Here is an 18,761-nt window from a genome sequence, read left to right as displayed (position 1 = left end):
CACTAAACGATGCCCTGAATTGTATCAGCCTGACAACTTGATGACGAGGGTACGGTTAGAGAGATCTTGCTTTTAAGCCGCCTGGCGTGTTGATCGACCAACGCTTGATAAGTACCTCATCTCATACCCCTTTACTTGCCGCACTCTTGCCGTATAAACATCGTTCAATTTGGGGGTCACTCTGGTGGTCTTGACAGGACAGCCCTCCTGAGATAGCTTACTTATTAGCCAGTTACTGGCAAAGGCGATCCCAGTCAGAGGAGCCATTTTCCTGTTTTCATGCGTCTTTACGAATCTTTATTTGTACATTGATTCAACAGGTTAGCGTGAAATTCCTTCCCGATATGTTTCTAGTTTTCCCTCCGCATCGGGGAAAAATGGTGGTCAGATTTGGGGTCTTCCCGGTTCGATAAAGGAGTGACCCGCATATTTCCCTTAACGACACTAAAATCCGCAACTTAAAACCTCCCGTTACCCCCATAAAACTATCCGATTCACACGGTGTATCACGTTAATCCTACTGGTTCACGTCTCTGGTCCTTGATAAAGTTTTCACTTTCAAGGATACGTTTTATGACAGTCACTCTTGAAGTTGCCTGCCGATAGTGTCAGCACATATTGGTTTTTTCACCACCGATGACTGGGGCAGCTACACACGAGAAATAGCGTCAGAAAAACACCTGACAGGTAAGATATTCACGCAGCGAATTGAGTGGCACGCCATAATTTATGCATTCACATTAAACGTCCGGCAAGGAAAACAGTCTGCTTTTCCCGTTCATTTGAAATAGATGAAAAGTCATCGATGCTTACATTGAAAAACGCCATTACAACACATTTAAGTCATAAACCAGTCAGCCATCAAATGGTCGTGCCGTACAAGGGAAATGCGGTATATCAGGTGATGACGATATTGCTTTTCCCGCTTTGATGAGACAGCGCAGCAGATAGCACCTGGTACGGGTTGCTCCATTGAAACGGATTTGTCACAAACAGGGGCAATAACACCACATCAGGTTAAAGGGAAAATGGCGATTCGTCAGACGGTTAGTGAGGCAACAAGAGGAACCCCACTGAAAATTACCCGTTGGAAACCTGACTCAATAACCCTTCGTTGATGTGCCTAGAACCTATTATAAAGAGGGCGGATGTGAATAAATCCACCGGAGCGGAGGTAGTCCGCTCGCGGGGGGGACCTCGCTGAACGCTGAAATTAATCCAGCCCCAGACGTTCTCTAAGTTCATTTACAAGCGAAACGTCATCCAGTTCAGCGCTTATCTCATGACGAATGGCATTACTCAACGGCTCGCTGCGCTGACAGCTATCGTGGTAACCGTGGGAAAGCCAGTTCCAACTGCCGAGGACAACGTAGCGGCCATCGATCATCAGCACTTTTTCGTGGGTGCCTTCCATCAGACGGATCACGTTCTCTTTTCCAAGTCGTTCGCAATACTCGGCAACCAGCGCCTCGTCATTATCATCAGCACGATCTAAGCGTTGATGATAATAACCGTAATAAACCCTTACTCTCACACCGCGCTGCTGCGTAGCCACCAGTTGCGCCAGTTCAGGTCGCTGATACCGTTTACCGCCCCGTCGGATCCACGGCGTTATCACAATCATCTCCTGTTCACTTTGCGCCGCCAGCGCGCTAAATGCGGCAATATGTTCGCAGTCTCGATAGTAACGCTGCAAACGCGGCGTCTGGCTCAGGCTGGCAAACTGCGGATGCTGGCTGCCCTGCTCAAGAAGAAAATCTTCTGCAACGCTGTCGGCGAGCACCTTGAGATAGTTGCCCGCCTGTCGCAGCCGGTGATGATTGCCGACGACGATAAATTGCTGTTTGGCGCGTGAAACGACTACGTTCAGTAGGTTAGGCGAGTCATTTTGAAAACTGGTGTAATCAAGGGGATGAAAAATCACCGAGCTATAAATGATGACCTCAAAACCGACGCCCTGGAACTGATGCACAGTGCCGATACAGTTTTTCCGCCAATGATTCATGCGCTCAGCGAGGCGCTTGATCAGCAATGCTTTCTGGTTGGTGTAGGGAGTGACGATACCGATATCTGTGGTCAAGTCATAGCCCGCTTCTTCCAACTTATCCAGCAACTGCTCAATGGCATCGACTTCGTCAAGGTTGGTGTTAACCACGTCACCTTTCCGACCTTCAACGCTGTAGAACATTAAATGATGTCCGCCCGCTTTCTCAAAGGCTTTGGCGATGCGTTCGGCAGGCGGCGTGGTTTCCACCGTCACGCCACGATAGCCGGCCAGCCGGATAAAGAGATCGGCGATCGGCTTCTGGCATCGCCGATGCTCATCAAGAATAATGCCGCTGCCAATCTCATCCACCCGGCCTGAAAGCGTGCCAGCGGCGCGGTGCCAACCGGTGACGGTAGCGGGCGAAACCCGCTCATACAGCGTGTTGTTGTCTGCAAAGTGGCGCTCTCGCAGTTGCGCTTGTAGGTTTTCAGAGAGATTACGGATCGGCTCGATTTGCAACGGATCGCCGACTATCATCGCTTTCTCGCTGCGGCACAGCAGCGGAACCAGCGATTCAACCGAAATCATGCCTGCCTCATCACACAGGGCCAGATGCCAGGGCTTGTGCCCCTTGAGTTGATCCAGCTTGCGATATCCCGCCATCTTCCAGGCGGATACCAGCGTGGTCGCCATCACCGGATACACCAGCGACAGCGCGCAATAGAATTCATCCAGCTTATCCAGCCAGCGATAGTAACCCGCGCTTTGGCGTCCGCTGACCAACGCCCGCCAGTGATTCAGCACCTCTTCCAGCTCGCATTTTCGCTTCAACTGCTCCTGCCAAAGATAGCCAATCGCCGCTTCAAACATCGCACGGTGCTGTCCGATGAAGCGTTTACGCAGAATGTCGCACCAGTTGCCTTCGGGATAGCGCTGCTGATGCTGGGCCACCGCCTGCTGTGCATGCAAGACTTTACGCCACTGCGCCTGAAGTTCTGCAACTTCGATACTGAGGTTTTGTAGGCGATCTTCTTGCTGCACATCAGGTTCAGGGTGCAGGAGCAGTGTCAGCAGTTGAAGACCGTCCGGCTGTTGCGACAACGCTTCTCCGGCATCCGCCAGTGCCGCCAACTGCCGATGGGACTGTGCGGCAAGATTAAAATGCTGAAAATCCTCCGGCGCGGCGGCGCGCATCTGCCGCAAGCGCGCCGGGTATTTTCTTTCGAACAAACGGGCCAGATAACGCTTGATTCCGCTACGTGGATAGTCACGGTAATGGCACTCAAGCGCAGGGCGGAGTGGTGAATCCATCCAGGCCAGGATTTGCTGCACATTATGCGGCAACGGCCAGGTCGCCCGAAGGGTTTGACAAATTTTCCCGGCCTGTTGACGCCGCGCTTTTTGCTGGCGTAACCCATGCAGGCGCTGCTCCAACTGGCAGGCGAAGTCGTCAAGGTCGTCGGGGTGATCCAGTGAGGCGTCAACGCCCTGATGCTGCGCGTGGGTGGCAAACGCGGTAAGTTTCGCAGCGAAACGCCCTGGGAGCTGTTGTACTGCCGTGGTCTCCAGCCCGCAACTGACAACGGACTGCTGCGCCTCAGCCTTATCTTGCAAGTACGCCCGATAGTGAACATCCAGACTGGCGCGATGTTCGATCAACACATCTAAACAACCACGCTGGCTCTGTTCATCATAACTCTCCTGCCGCCAGCGGCTGATGAGTTGATCGAGCCGGGCAAGCTCATTCTGTACCTGATCCTTTGAGCCGCCGTGAAACCAGAGCCAGTCAAGCTGTCGGGTAACGGGGTCGCTACGCAGATCGTCAATGATATTCTCCACCGCTTTAATTGCGGTCGAAGTCACCAGCATACCGAGGTTGCGGTCATTTCCATCGGCGATGGCCAACGCGCGGGCCACTAACTGCTGGGCGATCAGCGATTTAAACAACGTAGTTTTACCCGTTCCGGGCGCACCCTGTACCGCGATCAGCGTTTCATCCTGATTAATCGCCTGAATCGCCTCCATCTGTCCGTGACCCAGCGGATGACGCGTCTCAAACAGGCCGCCGGTTACCAGCTCATACCTGTCCGGGGCATTTTCCTCGCTATGAACATGGTTGAGGTACTGCTCCAGTAGTGGGAACTCGCCTTTGGCACTGTCACACAGCCAACTGAAATCTTCAGCGTCGCGCTTCAAGTTGTAATCTTCGTTATGTAGCGGCGCAACAAGGGCGTTGAACGCTGTTTCCAGCCCCTGGTGTTTATTGCCCGATTGCTCTGCTACCCAGTATTGAAGCGCTTCTAACGCCTGGACGAAGGTGTCATATTTGCAACCGGTCAGCGCGCTAACGATGCTCATCATATGGCGATTTTCACCCAGCTCTGCCAACTGAATGCCAAACATCTCCCGGAAAGCGAATGGCAACGCGCTTACCTGTTGACCGTCTTTGACCGGTAGGAGTAAAGAGAGACTATTTTGTTCAAACAGCGATTTTGGCAGAGGGAAAGAGAACAGCGGCAAGTATTTCACGTTGGCTTTGCCACGTTCATACTCGATACAGCGTAGCAGCGGAAACAGCAGATTGACGGGTTCAATATGGGTAATCTCACCCTTATCACCATACTTGACGAAACGCCTTCGCCAGTTTTCACGCATTTGGGGGGGGATGTGCAGTGATACGCCGTTCTGACGCTCCTCACAGTTTTCTTTACCGAGCGCGAGCTGATGATCTTCATGCACCTTACTGGCTGGTACTTTACTCCTCTCTGCGCCACTGCATTTCAAATAATCTTGCCATGCGGAGAGGATAACTTTAGAAGAACTTTTCATTATTCTGGATACGCCTTATCAGTCCATGTCCTTTGAAATTGACATAAACAGAATAACATAGGTGCCAGGGCTTTAGCCCATGCTCGCTCCTCACTGCCAGCGGGGAACCGGTAAACCGGTTTAATCCACCACCATTGTTTAATTGCTGAACTGCCCCAGGGGTTGGGCCGGTTACCTCTGCCTCCCTCCCGTCCAGAGGATTATAAAGAGCTGTGAAACCACCTGCTGTGGAGTGGCGTTCTCGTTGTGGTCATTTGAAACTTCATTTAACGGCGCTATACTGTATAAAAAATCAGTACGAGGGTATTTAATTGGTCAGACGCATCGCCGCGCCCAGGCTAGAATTTGAAGCGGCAGCAATTTATCAATATCCAGAGCACCTCCGCCAATACCTTGATGATTTACCCTCTTTGCCAGGGGTTTATGTGTTTCATGGGGAGAGTGAAACCCTGCCGCTCTACATTGGTAAAAGCGTGAATATTCGCAGCCGGGTGCTTTCGCATTTGCGAACCCCAGATGAAGCAGCGATGCTGCGCCAGGCCAGGCGTATCAGCTTTATTAGAACCGCAGGAGAAGTAGGGGCCTTGTTGCTGGAAGCGCAATTGATTAAAAAGCTGCAACCGCTATTTAATAAACGCCTGCGCCGCAACAAGCAGCTTTGTGCATTGCAGCTTAAGGGGGATAAGCCTGAAGTGGTTTACGCCAAAGAGGTGGATTTTGACCAAAAGTCGGATTTGTTTGGGCTCTTCGCCAACCGGCGAGCAGCACTGCAATCGCTGCAATCAATCGCTGATCAATATCAACTCTGTTATGGGTTATTAGGGCTGGAGCCATTGAGTCGGGGGCGTCCCTGCTTTCGTTCGGCACTGAAACGTTGTGCTGGCGCCTGTTGTGGCAAAGAAAGCCTGGCTGCGCATCACCAGCGTCTGATTTCAGCGCTTGAGCAAAGCAGAGTGGTGTGCTGGAGGTGGAATGGCCCGATCGCTTTGCGAGAACAGGGGCCTGATATGACGCAGTATCATATTATTCATCACTGGCTATGGCTTGGTGCGGTAAACAGTCTGGATGAGGCAAGAAAGTTAATGATTGCTGCGCCGGGTTTCGACAGTAACGGCTATAAAATTCTTTGTAAACCAGTCATTAGCGGTGACTGTGAGATTATAGATCTTTGCGACAAAACGTGAATCGCATGCCTGTGAGCAACACTCAATGATTAGCCGATATCAGCCGCGATCTGTGACGATATCAGCGGTTGCGGTACAGGCAGTTTTATCTCGGTTACTCACGCCCTCCATCTGGAATGTCCCCCCCGGACGGCGGGCTTAAACAGCCCGTGAAGTGAGTATAAATTATCAGGTACGGATGCAGATCGTGAACACGGAGAAATAGTACAGTAAGGCCACACTTCCGGTTATTACGGTCTATTTTCATCCAAGGGTTCGTCTAACTGATCGCCAAAACGCAAATTATAGTCCATATAATAATCAATGAGGGTGGATTCTACGGAATCATTATTAGGTTCGGTGTTGAAGATGACGGTTTTAAATTTTTCATAGCGCTCATCCTGCTTGCTGCCTTGTAAAATCTGCTTTGTTCCCTCTAAAAGCAATTTTTTGCCCAGGTAGCCATAATTCTGAGACGCCATGCCGACGGTAGGCAGTAATCGATTAAAATTAATCGACTCTCTATTTTTATCCCTTTCATCGGAAATAGAGAAGTCATCATAAGAAAAAGAGGGCAAACAGGTTTGGATCGCTTTAAGGGTTTGTTCCTTGACACTATCTTTTAATGAAAAATTTCCAGGCCCGGAGATGTCGTCTATGACGTTAATAATGATGCCGATATCATTATCTATGAACTTTATCCCCTCTGAGTAAGTATGGAGTAGCTTATCTTTCAACGCCGCCGCATATTTCAAACCTAGACGGCCATTAAGCAAATCGGTTAGTTGTGATAATGGCTGTTCGATGCCGCTATCTTTATCTATCTGCAAGGGGTTGATGGCGTTGAATATAGTATCAATCATCTCTTGCAATGGTTTCTCTTCATCAGATATTGATGGTGTATTGCTTGTAGAGGCTACTCGGTTAAACATTTAATTCATCTCATTTTAGGTTTTATCCAGGTTTACTTCGTGGCATTTCGTCAAGTTTCGGTTCCATAGAATCATCTGAAAATGCCATCAACAAAAGATAACTGTTTACGACCGCGACGCATAAATAGTGGAATTAGCTGTAAATCGCGTTTTTTCCAGCAGAGAATTTTACCCCCTGCTCATGGCACAATCTGGATGGCCTGACATCACGCCTGTCAACCCGGCATAAAAGAGCAGACAGTGGAGTTTGCGATGAACAATGCCGGTATTCGCGATACCGCAGGTGCGCTGCATATCAGCATTGATGCCGTGGAACGCACGCTAAAAACGCTCGCCACGATGCCTAACCTTAACTTCTCTGGATAACATACAAATTTAGCTTATCTGCGAAGCCGATGAAATGTGACCATTTGTGGGTAATAACAAGCAGCAGCACGGGTTGTTCGATGAAGATATCGAGGTTGATGCCGCCGATATCGAGCAGCAACTGGCTACACTGTCACCCGAGCCGAAAGGACAAAAACGCAGGTTCCTAAACGCCAGTCCCTGCCGCTCAACCGTCGAGTGATAGGCACCTTGTTGCAGACGCCATCATAAAGCGGCGCGCAAGGGTAAAGAATGCAGAATCGTCCCGAAAGGAGGGTCAAAAAACCATTAGTTAGACTCACCTACTGATTGCTGTCGCAATCAAAACCTCTTCCTTAATCATTCGTTTCATCCCGCATTATCCGTGTGAAAATTTTTGCGAATCCGCCTCAAAACGCTCGCTTAAACGCGTCTCGATTGACGTAACAGACGGAAACGGGCAAAAAAAAGCTCTTCATCCCGGGTGTGCAAACCGACAGAATAAAGAGCCTTGCGTCACGACGCCAGATATCGGACGATTACATTATTTTTCCGTCACGCCATACAGCGTAGTGCGGCGTTGCAGCATCTGTCCACCGTCACGCGTCAACGGCACCCATCCAATGGCACCGCGCTTCACGGTAGGTTCGGTGAACAACAAATCAAACGGTACTGAGATATAGAAGCCTTTTGTAAAGCTACCCTCCCCGTACTCGCTGGAACTGACGTCCGTTTTAGTGGCAAACGCACCGGCGATAATACCGCTGTCAAAGCGGCGGGACAGATCGAGCGTTACCCCTTTATCCCCCGCCAGATAACGTCCAACGCTCACTTTCGCCACCGCGCCTTCCACAAACGGCAATTCCCAGTAAGCGGTCAGATGCCCGGTCACCACATCGTAGTCGGCCATTTTCATGATGTCGTTCCAGTCACGCTGCTTCACGTAGTTGACGTCCAGACCCAGCGCCCAGCTTTTGCCATAGGGACGATACAAGACTTCGGAGCCGACACCCGCATACATCATTTCCAGATAACCGCCATACACCTGGGTGTACCAATCCCGCGACGGATTATCCATACGGGTTAATTGCAGGTTGGTAAGCAGTAGGTCGGAAGAGGTGACATATTCCCTGATCCAGGTTCTGACGCGCGGCAACGCGGCACCGTCCGCAGGCGGCGCTTTATAGTTGAACTTATCATAGTTATCCAACAAATTGAGCGATACCGTTCCGCCGACCGACCAGTGGTCCGTCAACCGGTAATCGACATTCCCTTTTAGGGCGACCTGATACATATAGAACGATTCAGGCCCGCCAATCGATTGGTTCAGCGCCGGGTCAATCGAGTAGGAGAAACGCTTCGGTTCAGTATGCAATACCTGCTGACCACGCGCTTGCGCTACAGGCTCCGCGCGATGCGTTTGCGGCTCAGCCTGCCCCAATGGCGTTGTGGCCTGCTGTACCTGATGGAATGCCCTGGCATCCACCTGCGTACTGGCGATGGGTAAACGCTCGCTGCGCTGCACGATGTGATATTCACCGACGCCCTCCGGTACATGGTTTGCCAGTACCGTGGCCGCGCGCAGAGAAGCCTCATCGTTATCGCGATATTTATCCTGCCGGGCCACCACCGTTACCTGGCGTTGATCGGCGTAAATATCCGCTTCGCTATACCCGGCCTTATCGTCCAGCTCTTTTGCCACCTGCCGCCAGTTGGTTTCTTTGCCGTCCCGCACGGGCGCGTAAACCGGAGGCGCATCGTCCAGATAGGTGGGTTTCAGTGTGTCAAAATTGGTTCTCAAGGTTAAACCCCACATCAGGGTATTACCGCGCTGCCAGGAAAGCGAGGTGTCCAGCACATCGCCTACGCGATAGACCATCCCGACGTTAAGGGGCGAGTCTCGCGTAATCTTATCTCTACGACCGCGATCGGCGGCTTCATTGCTATAGTCGTTAGCGTCATATTCCAGCTTCAGACGCAGCGGGTCCCACGGCGTTTGGTATTCGATACCCGCGAACAACGCCGCCGGGCCGTGGAAAAAATTCTTCACTTCAAACTTGCCGGTATCAGTATTGGCAGTACGGGCACAGAAACTGTCAGACAGCGAACAGGCCGGGTTTCTAACATTGCCGCTTTCAGCCATATTCCCCCAGCCCATGCCGAAGGTGAAATCAAGCGGTCCCAGCCGTTTGCTGGCCACCAGATATTCGCTGTCGAATAATCCCGTTCCGGCTATATCACGCAATCCCACAGAGACATCGGGCAGCCAATAGCTCTCCTGCCACAGACGCGCTTTCAGATCAAACCCTTTGTCTTTATAGGTCTGATCACCGCTGAAGTTAATATTATTGCTATAAGGACGCGTACGGATGTCCGTATAGCGCACCGTGGTTTCCAGCCAGTCGAACAACTGTAGCGAAACCGAATAGCGGCGATACTCATCGTTATCACGGTAGTTCACGCTGAACTCCCCGGTTTCCGCCATGCGCGCGGTCGGCATTTGCAATAAACCGGTTCCGCCGAAATCGGACTGTGAGACGCCCGCTGGCTTAAAACGGGTATTCTGGTTAGTTTCGCTGCCATTTGCCGAATCTGCGGCCATGACCTGCGCACTCAAAATGCTGCCAATTGCCAACGACAGACAGCCTAGTTTAAAGTTTCTGTTTTTTGTCATCAGAATGGGATCCGGTTAGCAAGATAGTCAGCAAGCTGATCGTTTAGTGAAGCCATATCACCCGGTAACGTTGACGGATCAAAACCAATAAACAGCGTTTCTCCCGCGGCGGGCTCAATATGTTGGCGGTTCCACAGCGCCAGCGGCACTTTCCGCCATGCACCATTGCCCCCAATCAAATAGCCGAAACTTTTATCCGCACCGGCCAGCAGTCGTCGATTGGCGACATAGTCTTCAACCGACCACCCTGACCGGAGCGGGACGCGCCCCGAAGTTTCCAATTCGCCGACATCGGCTGAGGTATTCAGCAAACCCATCAGGGAAATCGTATCGGTACGTAGAGGAACATACAGCGCATATTCTCCCACCAGCGGGCGGTTCTCTTTCAGATAAACCCGCACGCGATCGGGATCGAGATCGGTGTGAATTCGCCCGGCGACATCGATCGGCTCCAGCGTTTTGCGCAGCAACCACGCTGATATCGCCAGGTCGCCATCGCCGGAATTACGCCAACGCGTTTCCAGCTCGGCCAGCTTTGTTCGTAGCCTATCGCCCTGCTGATACGTTTTCTGCGTAGTGGCATAATCCGACATCAACGCCGCCTGCCAGTTTACATTTTGAGGAAAAGCCACCTGCTCATAGAATTTTTCGAGACGTGCGCCATCTTCCAGCTTTACTACCGCAATGGTCTGCTGAGGAGCCTTGACCGTTAACTGAGCGGCTGTCGCCGCACCGGAAACCAGCAGCAACAAGGTAGCCATACGAGTGAGTGCCAACATTCAAGCCCCTTATTGTACGTAGGGTTTTAATACGGTGAACTTCACCAGCGCCATGCCCGGCCCCATATATTGATAGCTCTGTACAACCTGTCCGTTCGACGGTTCAATCCAGTAGCTATTGGTGTAGCTATCATTCAATGCAGGCACGGTAACCTGTTCATCAAAACGCATCAATTCACGCGGTTGATCCAGTATGGTTAGCGTTTCTTTACCGCGGGAACGAAACACCGACGTGACCTCATAGCCGCCCCGGAACACCTGCGCCCACTCAAAACGGCTCTGCCAGGTCATTGGCGTGGTTGATTTCAGCAATCCCGCTGCCAGCGGGTCCCGTTCAAGGTTACTGACGTGGGTAATATCTTCACCGAATCCCTGCGTCTTGACCAACCTGCCATGCTGGGTAACCGCCATATTTTTGTCCGCGGCAATCCATTTCAGTTGCTGCTGCTCAGCAAACGCCAGCACCACGAACGCCTGCGGCGCGTTGCCAACTTTTAAATAGGCGGAAGCATAAGGCGTGTTTTCAACTTGTCTGGCAGTGACATGGGTATCATCCTGCCCCAGAAAGGCCAGCTTGGCCGTTTTGCTCAACGAATCCATTTTTTGGGAACAACCGGTCAAGAGAATTGAAGCAAGAGGCATGGCAATCAGCACATTCATTTTTGCCATTCGTTTTATTTTGGTCATTGAATGAAATTCCCGCTGAACAGCTTGACCCTGAAAAAGAAAGGCCACCGAAGTGGCCTTGTGATTAAGACGATATCAACCAGCGGTGCTGGTGGTCGTCGTGCTCGTGCTTGTACCAGTACCGCCATTATCGTTGTCGTCGGCAACAGCAACAGCGACACCCGCCGCTATAGCCGCGGCCACGCCTACTGCAACCAGACCAGTAGAGCCTGCTGCTACACCAGCGCCAGCAGCACCGGCAGCGCCGGCACCTGTGGTGATGGTCGCTGTAGTGCCAGCAGCAGTGGTACCGCTGGTCACTTCATCAACAGCAAACGCATTTGACGACATGGCTAATACCGCAGCCAGTGTAATTAACGTTTTCTTCATTGCGATTTCCTTTTTTGAACATGGAGTACTTCAGGGTGGGATATCGCCGATTCGACCATACCCCGTCCTTCATTTCGGTCAGACCAGAAATTGGAGAACCTTCTATTCTACCGTTAGCCCAGCCGAGACTAAGATCCTTCCAGTCTTGCATTATAGATGCATGGCAGTAAAAACCACCCCAAATAAAAAACCGAGGCATTTACCCCAGATCAATTTCTGCAACATCGTTAAAAATAGCAAGATTCTGACATAATAGACAATGTGGATATCGGTAAAAGAGACGGTTTACTTAATTAATTTGGCCAAAAAAAAATGAAAAACACGATAAAAATCTTAATGATAAGATCACAAATGGCACTCTCGCCAAAAACGCCAGATATTTCTTAATCTGGCGTTTTGATTTGACTAATCGCGCTGCGAGAGCAACAAACCGACTACATTATTCCAACCACTCGGTGTGGAATACGCCGTCTTTATCGGTACGTTTATACGTATGCGCACCGAAGTAGTCACGCTGCGCCTGAATCAGATTCGCGGGCAATACTGCGGAACGGTAGCTATCGTAATATGCGATAGCCGCGGAGAACGTTGGCGTCGGAATACCTTGTTGAACCGCATAAGACACCACATCACGTAGCGCCTGCTGATATTCGTCAGCCACCTGCTTGAAGTACGGCGCCAGCAGCAGGTTGGCGATATCGGCCTTCTGCTCATAGGCATCAGTGATTTTCTGTAGGAACTGCGCGCGAATAATGCAACCGGCACGGAAAATCCTGGCAATCTCACCGTAGTTAAGACCCCAGTTATTCTCTTGCGATGCCGCTTTTAACTGAGAGAACCCCTGCGCATAGGATACGATCTTGCCCAGATAAAGTGCGCGGCGAACTTTCTCGATAAACTCGGCTTTATCGCCGCTGAACGCCTGCGCCGTTGGCCCCGTCAGCACTTTAGATGCCGCCACACGCTGCTCTTTAAGGGAAGACAGATAGCGGGCAAAGACAGACTCGGTGATTAACGACAAGGGCTCCCCCAGATCCAGGGAACTTTGGCTGGTCCATTTACCCGTACCTTTGTTCGCCGCCTCATCCAGGATTACATCAACCAGATAGTGTCCGTTTTCGTCTTTTTTGGTGAAAATATCCGCAGTAATTTCAATCAAATAACTACTCAGCTCGCCTTTATTCCACTCGGAAAAGGTCGCTGCCAGTTCGTCATTGCCCAGATTCAATGCCTGCTTCAACAGCGCATAGGCTTCAGCGATCAACTGCATATCGCCGTATTCGATGCCGTTGTGAACCATTTTCACGTAATGGCCGGCCCCATCCGCGCCAATATAGGTGACACAGGCTTCACCTTCAGCACGCGCAGCGATTTTTTCCAGAATCGGCGCCACCAGCTCATAGGCTTCTTTCTGGCCGCCTGGCATGATGGAAGGTCCCTTCAACGCGCCCTCTTCACCACCGGAAACGCCAGTACCGATGAAGTTAAAACCTTCTGCGGACAGCTCACGGTTACGGCGAATGGTATCTTTATAGAAGGTGTTGCCGCCATCAATGAGGATATCGCCCTTCTGCAAATAGGGTTTCAGAGACTCGATGGTTTTATCGGTCGCTTCTCCGGCTTTAACCATCAACAGAATACGACGCGGTTTTTCCAAGGATTCAACAAATTCTTCAACGGTGTAACAAGGCACCAGTTTTTTGTCTGGATTTTCTGCAATCACCTCGTCGGTTTTATCTGAAGAACGGTTAAAGATGGAAACGGTATAGCCACGGCTTTCAATGTTCAGCGCCAGATTGCGCCCCATCACCGCCATACCAACAACGCCAATTTGCTGTTTGGACATTAAAGCAACTCCAGTCTGAAGGATAACCTGCCCACCGCCGCTGCAACACGTCAGTTGCAAACCCGCAGGCAATTAAAAACAGGCCCACATGGTAACTCAGCTTAGCAAGTGTGGGTAGTGATTGGTTTGATAGCCTTAAATCATGACTAAATCACAAATCATTAATATTTTTCGCAAGGGCATTTTTGCCTTTCATAAGGGGAGAGAAAAGATGCGGAAACAGCGTTCCAATCGCCTCTGCGCCCAAACACTTGACACGTGTTGGGCACAGGCATGACGAACCTGATAAAACGCACGCTTAACCGTCAGCCCTGCTTTTTCAGCAACGCCTTGATACTTTGTTTAAATTCCGCACCCAGCTCCGGGTTCCGCAATCCGTAAGAAACAAAAGCCTGCGCATAACCCAGCTTACGCCCACAGTTAAAGTTTTTCCCCGCCATTTGCACTGCGTCCACTTGCTGAGTCGGAATCAAATCGGCAATCACATCGGTAAGCTGGATACGCCCCCAGGCGCCGGGAAGCGCTTTTGCCAGCAGCGGCCAGGCATCGGCGGTTAACACATAACGGCCAACGGCGGAAAGATCTGAGCCTTTGGCTAAAGGCGCTTCCGGTTTTTCGATCATTGAGGTAATAGCGGAAGCATCGCCGGCCTTCACTAACCGGGTCGCGGTTTCGACAACGGAGTATTCAGGCAACATTTCATAAGGACGGTGTTTTACCAACACCTGACTGCGCCCTGTCTCTTCGAAACGGGAAATCAGCAGCGCAAGATTATCTTTGCTCTGATCGGCCGTATACTCGTCCAGCACCACATCCGGCAAAACAACGACAAACGGATTATCCCCCACTATCGGTCTGGCGCAGGACACGGCATGCCCTAACCCGAGCGTTTCCCCCTGACGGACATTCATGATAGTCACGCCTTTCGGACAGATGGACTGAACCTCCGCCAGCAACTGACGCTTAGCGCGCTCTTCCAGCAGGGATTCGAGCTCAAACGAGGTATCGAAATGGTTTTCGATGGCGTTTTTAGACGCGTGCGTCACGAGCACAATCTCCGTAATACCGGCATTAACACACTCGTTGACGATCTTTTCAATCACCGGGCGATCAACTATCGGCAACATCTCTTTAGGAATCGCTTTGGTCACCGGCAACAAATTCATCCCTAAGCCTGCCACGGGAATAATCGCTTTCAATGATGTCATGAGTTAGCTCTCTTAATCTGTTGGTTTTCAACTGGCAGCGTAATCCCACTGCACGGCGCATGACACTAAGATTACACCTAATCCGAACCAAAGAGATCTCGGGTAAAGACTTTTTCTGATACATCGGACAAGTCTGGCGCCCTACGGTTGGAAATAATCACATCGGATAATTGCTTAAATTCAGCCAGATCTCGAATCACACGAGAGCGAAAAAAAACATCTTCTTTAAGCTCCGGTTCATAAACGACGACTTCAATGCCCTTTGCCTTGATCCGTTTCATTACGCCCTGAATAGCTGAAGCGCGAAAATTATCCGATCCAGACTTCATAACCAAACGATAGACGCCCACAATCTTAGGGTTCTGGCTAATAACGGAATCAGCAATAAAATCTTTACGCGTTCGATTTGCCTCAACGATGGCATTAATCAAATTGTTAGGCACGGCCTCATAATTTGCCAGCAATTGCTTTGTATCTTTTGGTAAACAATAACCACCGTAACCGAATGACGGATTATTATAATGATTGCCAATGCGAGGATCTAACCCCACCCCTTCAATAATCTGTTTACTGTCCAATCCATTCGTTTGAGCATAGGTATCAAGTTCATTAAAATAGGCGACACGCATGGCAAGATAAGTATTGGCGAACAGTTTTATCGCTTCTGCTTCAGTAGAATCAGTAAATAGCAGTGGCACATCTTTTTTTACAGCCCCTTGTAAGAGTAAACGGGCAAACACTTCTGCCCGTTTAGAGCGTTCGCCAATAACGATACGAGAAGGATATAAATTGTCATACAATGCTTTACCTTCACGCAAAAACTCAGGGGAGAAAATGATATTTTCCGTATTAAACTTTTTCCGTACTTGCACCGTATAGCCAACAGGAACCGTAGACTTTACGACCATTACCGCTTTAGGATTAACGGCCAGAACCTCTTGGATAACCGACTCCACCGAGCTAGTATTAAAGTAATGAGTTTCAGGGTCGTAATCGGTGGGCGTGGCAATAATAACAAATTCGCTATGCTCATACGCCTCACTCTTATCTGTCGTCGCCCGAAAATTGAGAGACTTGTTCTTCAGGAAATATTCAATCTCCTTATCCACGATAGGTGCCTGTTTATTATTCAACAAAGCAACCTTTTTTTCAATGATATCCAGAGCAATAACATCATTATGCTGAGCTAACAGCATGGCATTAGATAAACCGACGTATCCTGTACCTGCGATTGCTATTTTCATTTTTCAACCATTCAAAGTAAACTAAACCAATTAAGATATTTGCCGAAGAAGCTCAAGCATAGTAAATCTCAATGTACCAACTTCATTATCAAATATCCATGTCACTTATTTTCCAAACATAGCGTTTATGGGAAATATTATTACTTATTTAAAAAGAAACTATTAATGCACTATCGTCAGGATAGCTACCCTAACCCATAACGTTACTATCAAATCAAGCATCAACCAGGCTGAATGTCTTGAACTCCTTTTTTTACATATTTATTGTAATAATAATACTGGACAAGTAGTCCAATCATTTCGGCCAGAAGCTCCCCTAAAAGGCCCCCTAAAACGCCATAAAAAAAACCAAAAAAACAAATAGCAGATACTCCCACCAGCGCAGATGCAGCATTTGCAATCGATATTTTTTTAGATATGCCAATTGCAACGAGAGCTAAGCCATATCCTCTAGACATACAAATTGTTGCTACTATAGCCCCGGCAAGAAAAGAATATCCCAAGCTAATATGGATTGTATTTGAATATATATATGGACTAATAAAATAACAAGTAATGGCAAAACCTACCATACTAATAAGCCCAACCACAAAATTGACAATGATTGAGATTTTTATCCTTTTGGATCGAGTATGCCCTGATGCGGTTCCAATCCAGCTCTGCAATCGACTAGGAAACCCGCTCAGGACTGACAAGGCCATTCTGAACAAGCGTTCAACACCAGTGAAAACCGCCACAGCAGCCGGATTCACGAATCCGATTAGAGTAATGGGCAAGGAAGTATAAAAAGTACTAATGACACGTCCTAAAACCAACTGATAATGTTCTTTAAAAAGCACTTTTAAACCATCAAAATCATTTCTCTTAGGGATTAACGGAGTTTTTAAAAAGTATGATGTTAAGCACATTGACACAATAAATGAGAGCAACAATGCAAGACTATAAAACATCAACCCACCGTAAATACGAATCAGAACTATACTAATGCCACACAGTATTAATTTTGGAATTACAACTAAATAGAGAATATACTCAGGCTTATTCAACCCTATCAAATACCAAATAGGCAAAAGACCCCCGCAAGTAGTAGCGATAGTCATTACAATTGCAGAAAACAAAAAATCATCAACCAGAAGCCAGCATATAAACACGGAGATTTGAATACAAAAAAAGCTTATAATTAGTCGGGAAGATAAAGACTTTCCGTACCAAAACTTCTTTTTTTCATCATCTAAGCCAGCTATCAATTGAGGTCCTATTACCCCCCACCCCAATTCTCCAATGACTGCACATGCTCCGCCTATAGATTGAGCAACACCGACTGCAATGATAACTTTATTACCATATAAGGATGTTATTGTTGGATAAACTATGAATGGTATCATTGCAGACAATAAAGGAAGAACAAAATATAAAAACATTTTCCATATATTTTGTTTGGTGAAAATCATCACATAGCCTCAGTTAGCAAGAGATCTGGAAATTGTTGTAATGACATCATCCATTGATCTTCCATAAGATTGAACTAAGGTTTCATCATATTCATAGCAACCATTTTTATATACTTCCTGAACAGCACAAAGTAATTGCTCCGCTAATTTATCAGGTGAAGCGACAGCCACATACATCCGTGGGTGCAAACCTTGTCTAGTACCATTCAGATCATTTGTAACTGCATATGCCCCACTGGTTATTGCATCCAAAGGAGGATGCGATGGATGAGGACTACATTGAAGAGAAAAAACAATATCCGTCTCACCAAGTTTATTAAAATAGCCCTCCCAAGATAGTTTACCCAATGAGTGCAAAGTAATTTTGTCAGACAAGACTATATCTTTATGCTTTTCACCAGCACTGACAATTTCCAGTTCGTAATCAGTTCCATCGATTTTTTTTGCAAGAAGAGTAAGAGCTCCAATTCCTATATCGAACAAATTCCGAGGTTTACTAGGTCTTCCATAAAATAAAACTCTGATCTTTTTGGAGGATGTGCGATTATCATAAGACTTTTTTAACATATTTAAATCAATTTCGGGAAAGAATACCAATTCTTTAGAGCAGGGTATGTTCGCATTCTTCAATGCATTGAACAGCGGATATGAATTTACGACATGATTAAATCCTGCCAGATATGTCTCTTCAGTTAAAGCAAAAGCCGTCGACCAAGGATGAAATCCCGATTCATAATCCTGAATTAGATATACAACGTTTTGTGGTTTGATTATGCCAAGATGAGTAGCAACAGTTAAAGAATGTGCTGTTGTCCAATAGGTCGCTATCCAAATATCATCAGGGTTAACACTAAGGTTTACGATATCATAATCACTTACAAACTCAACACCACTATTCGGAAAAAGGTTATTATCTATCCACGACCTGTCCTGCTCGTCAGGAAATGTACCAAACGTAATAATTCGAATGTTTAATGAAAGACTCAATGACAAGCGCGAAGAGAATTCTAATGCTGTTTTAATTCCTGCAAAAATACCATTGGATGGTAACCCAGGCAAAACTAAATTTATTTTTTTTTCAACATTAGAGTCAACATTGATACATGAAGAAGCTAAACTATATACGTTCAATTGAGAATACGCCACCGCATGATCATATTTGGAAGTTTTCTGGATATATAAAGCTGTTATTTTCTTTTGTTTAATTTTTTCATAAATTTTTGATTGTATTTTTCTTAACACAATGA

13 protein-coding genes and 3 pseudogenes are annotated in these 18,761 nt (G+C 48.2%); 6 read left to right on the top strand and 10 right to left on the bottom strand.

Features of this window, described 5'->3' with window-relative positions; genetic code table 11:
• Positions 1–428 precede the first annotated feature (428 nt).
• Together EH207_RS18340 and EH207_RS05945 are read left to right on the top strand one after the other, a co-directional pair.
• A pseudogene (locus EH207_RS18340) lies at positions 429–543 on the top strand (Arm DNA-binding domain-containing protein); the annotation flags it as partial.
• A 71-nt stretch (positions 544–614) separates the two neighbouring features.
• Positions 615–849 (top strand): annotated as a pseudogene (locus EH207_RS05945) (IS1 family transposase); the annotation flags it as partial.
• A 364-nt stretch (positions 850–1,213) separates the two neighbouring features.
• Here EH207_RS05945 and EH207_RS05940 read toward each other — a convergent pair.
• Complete coding sequence (locus EH207_RS05940) at positions 1,214–4,816, bottom strand: AAA domain-containing protein (protein ID WP_137713160.1); 3,603 nt, start codon at positions 4,814–4,816, stop codon at positions 1,214–1,216.
• A gap of 311 nt (positions 4,817–5,127) precedes the next feature.
• Here EH207_RS05940 and cho point away from each other — a divergent pair, with 311 nt between their 5' ends.
• Positions 5,128–6,000: an excinuclease Cho gene (cho, locus tag EH207_RS05935; RefSeq protein WP_137713159.1), complete on the top strand. Its 873-nt coding sequence runs from the start codon at positions 5,128–5,130 to the stop codon at positions 5,998–6,000.
• Between the two features lie 230 nt (positions 6,001–6,230).
• On the opposite strand, the gene EH207_RS05930 is transcribed toward cho, so the two are convergent.
• Positions 6,231–6,911 carry a hypothetical protein gene (locus tag EH207_RS05930; protein ID WP_137713158.1) on the bottom strand — a complete coding sequence of 227 codons (681 nt, stop codon included), beginning with the start codon at positions 6,909–6,911 and terminating at the stop codon, positions 6,231–6,233.
• A gap of 204 nt (positions 6,912–7,115) precedes the next feature.
• Between EH207_RS05930 and EH207_RS05925 the strand changes: the two are divergent.
• Positions 7,116–7,314 (top strand): annotated as a pseudogene (locus EH207_RS05925) (IS1-like element transposase); the annotation flags it as partial.
• 9 nt (positions 7,315–7,323) lie between these two features.
• The gene (locus EH207_RS18105; protein WP_175413648.1) at positions 7,324–7,479 is read left to right on the top strand and encodes a hypothetical protein; all 156 of its coding nucleotides are present in this window, start codon (positions 7,324–7,326) and stop codon (positions 7,477–7,479) included.
• A 321-nt stretch (positions 7,480–7,800) separates the two neighbouring features.
• On the opposite strand, the gene EH207_RS05920 is transcribed toward EH207_RS18105, so the two are convergent.
• The 3 genes from EH207_RS05920 to EH207_RS05910 are packed head-to-tail and all read right to left on the bottom strand — an operon-like array spanning position 7,801 to position 11,396.
• Positions 7,801–9,930, bottom strand: a complete 2,130-nt coding sequence (locus EH207_RS05920) for a YjbH domain-containing protein (protein ID WP_137713157.1) — start codon at positions 9,928–9,930, stop codon at positions 7,801–7,803.
• On the bottom strand, positions 9,930–10,709 hold the full coding sequence (locus tag EH207_RS05915; RefSeq protein WP_137713156.1) for a capsule biosynthesis GfcC family protein: 780 nt from the start codon (positions 10,707–10,709) through the stop codon (positions 9,930–9,932). Before EH207_RS05915 ends, EH207_RS05920 begins: the two co-directional genes overlap by 1 nt.
• Positions 10,710–10,718: 9 nt before the next feature.
• A complete protein-coding gene (locus EH207_RS05910) occupies positions 10,719–11,396 on the bottom strand; it encodes a YjbF family lipoprotein (RefSeq protein ID WP_175413647.1) in 678 nt (225 codons plus the stop codon).
• Between the two features lie 60 nt (positions 11,397–11,456).
• Between EH207_RS05910 and EH207_RS18100 the strand changes: the two genes are divergently transcribed.
• A complete protein-coding gene (locus EH207_RS18100; RefSeq protein WP_175413646.1) occupies positions 11,457–11,720 on the top strand; it encodes a hypothetical protein in 264 nt (87 codons plus the stop codon).
• Between the two features lie 484 nt (positions 11,721–12,204).
• Here the strand turns inward: EH207_RS18100 and gndA are convergent, their stop codons facing one another.
• The 5 genes from gndA to EH207_RS05880 all read right to left on the bottom strand — a co-directional run bounded on the left by gndA (position 12,205) and on the right by EH207_RS05880 (position 18,756).
• Complete coding sequence (gene gndA, locus EH207_RS05900; RefSeq protein WP_137713154.1) at positions 12,205–13,611, bottom strand: NADP-dependent phosphogluconate dehydrogenase; 1,407 nt, start codon at positions 13,609–13,611, stop codon at positions 12,205–12,207.
• A 305-nt stretch (positions 13,612–13,916) separates the two neighbouring features.
• Positions 13,917–14,819 (bottom strand): sugar phosphate nucleotidyltransferase, encoded by a 903-nt coding sequence (locus EH207_RS05895; protein ID WP_137713153.1) that lies wholly within the window; start codon positions 14,817–14,819, stop codon positions 13,917–13,919.
• Positions 14,820–14,896: 77 nt separating this feature from the next.
• Positions 14,897–16,063: a nucleotide sugar dehydrogenase gene (locus tag EH207_RS05890; protein WP_137713152.1), complete on the bottom strand. Its 1,167-nt coding sequence runs from the start codon at positions 16,061–16,063 to the stop codon at positions 14,897–14,899.
• Between the two features lie 221 nt (positions 16,064–16,284).
• Complete coding sequence (locus EH207_RS05885) at positions 16,285–17,514, bottom strand: MATE family efflux transporter (protein ID WP_137713151.1); 1,230 nt, start codon at positions 17,512–17,514, stop codon at positions 16,285–16,287.
• Between the two features lie 9 nt (positions 17,515–17,523).
• Positions 17,524–18,756 carry a rhamnosyltransferase WsaF family glycosyltransferase gene (locus EH207_RS05880; protein WP_137713150.1) on the bottom strand — a complete coding sequence of 411 codons (1,233 nt, stop codon included), beginning with the start codon at positions 18,754–18,756 and terminating at the stop codon, positions 17,524–17,526.
• Positions 18,757–18,761: the final 5 nt, after the last annotated feature.

The organism is Brenneria rubrifaciens (assembly GCF_005484945.1).
Taxonomy (GTDB): domain Bacteria; phylum Pseudomonadota; class Gammaproteobacteria; order Enterobacterales; family Enterobacteriaceae; genus Brenneria; species Brenneria rubrifaciens.
This window is presented reverse-complemented; position numbering and strand designations above follow the sequence as displayed.

Coding starts and splice junctions, on each gene's coding strand:
- EH207_RS05895 (WP_137713153.1), bottom strand. CDS start 14,819: ATGACATCATTGAAAGCGATTATTCCCGTGGCAGGCTTAGGGATGAAT.
- EH207_RS05940 (WP_137713160.1), bottom strand. CDS start 4,816: ATGAAAAGTTCTTCTAAAGTTATCCTCTCCGCATGGCAAGATTATTTG.
- gndA (WP_137713154.1), bottom strand. CDS start 13,611: ATGTCCAAACAGCAAATTGGCGTTGTTGGTATGGCGGTGATGGGGCGC.
- EH207_RS05890 (WP_137713152.1), bottom strand. CDS start 16,063: ATGAAAATAGCAATCGCAGGTACAGGATACGTCGGTTTATCTAATGCC.
- EH207_RS05920 (WP_137713157.1), bottom strand. CDS start 9,930: ATGACAAAAAACAGAAACTTTAAACTAGGCTGTCTGTCGTTGGCAATT.
- EH207_RS05910 (WP_175413647.1), bottom strand. CDS start 11,396: ATGACCAAAATAAAACGAATGGCAAAAATGAATGTGCTGATTGCCATG.
- EH207_RS05885 (WP_137713151.1), bottom strand. CDS start 17,514: ATGATTTTCACCAAACAAAATATATGGAAAATGTTTTTATATTTTGTT.
- EH207_RS05915 (WP_137713156.1), bottom strand. CDS start 10,709: ATGTTGGCACTCACTCGTATGGCTACCTTGTTGCTGCTGGTTTCCGGT.
- EH207_RS05930 (WP_137713158.1), bottom strand. CDS start 6,911: ATGTTTAACCGAGTAGCCTCTACAAGCAATACACCATCAATATCTGAT.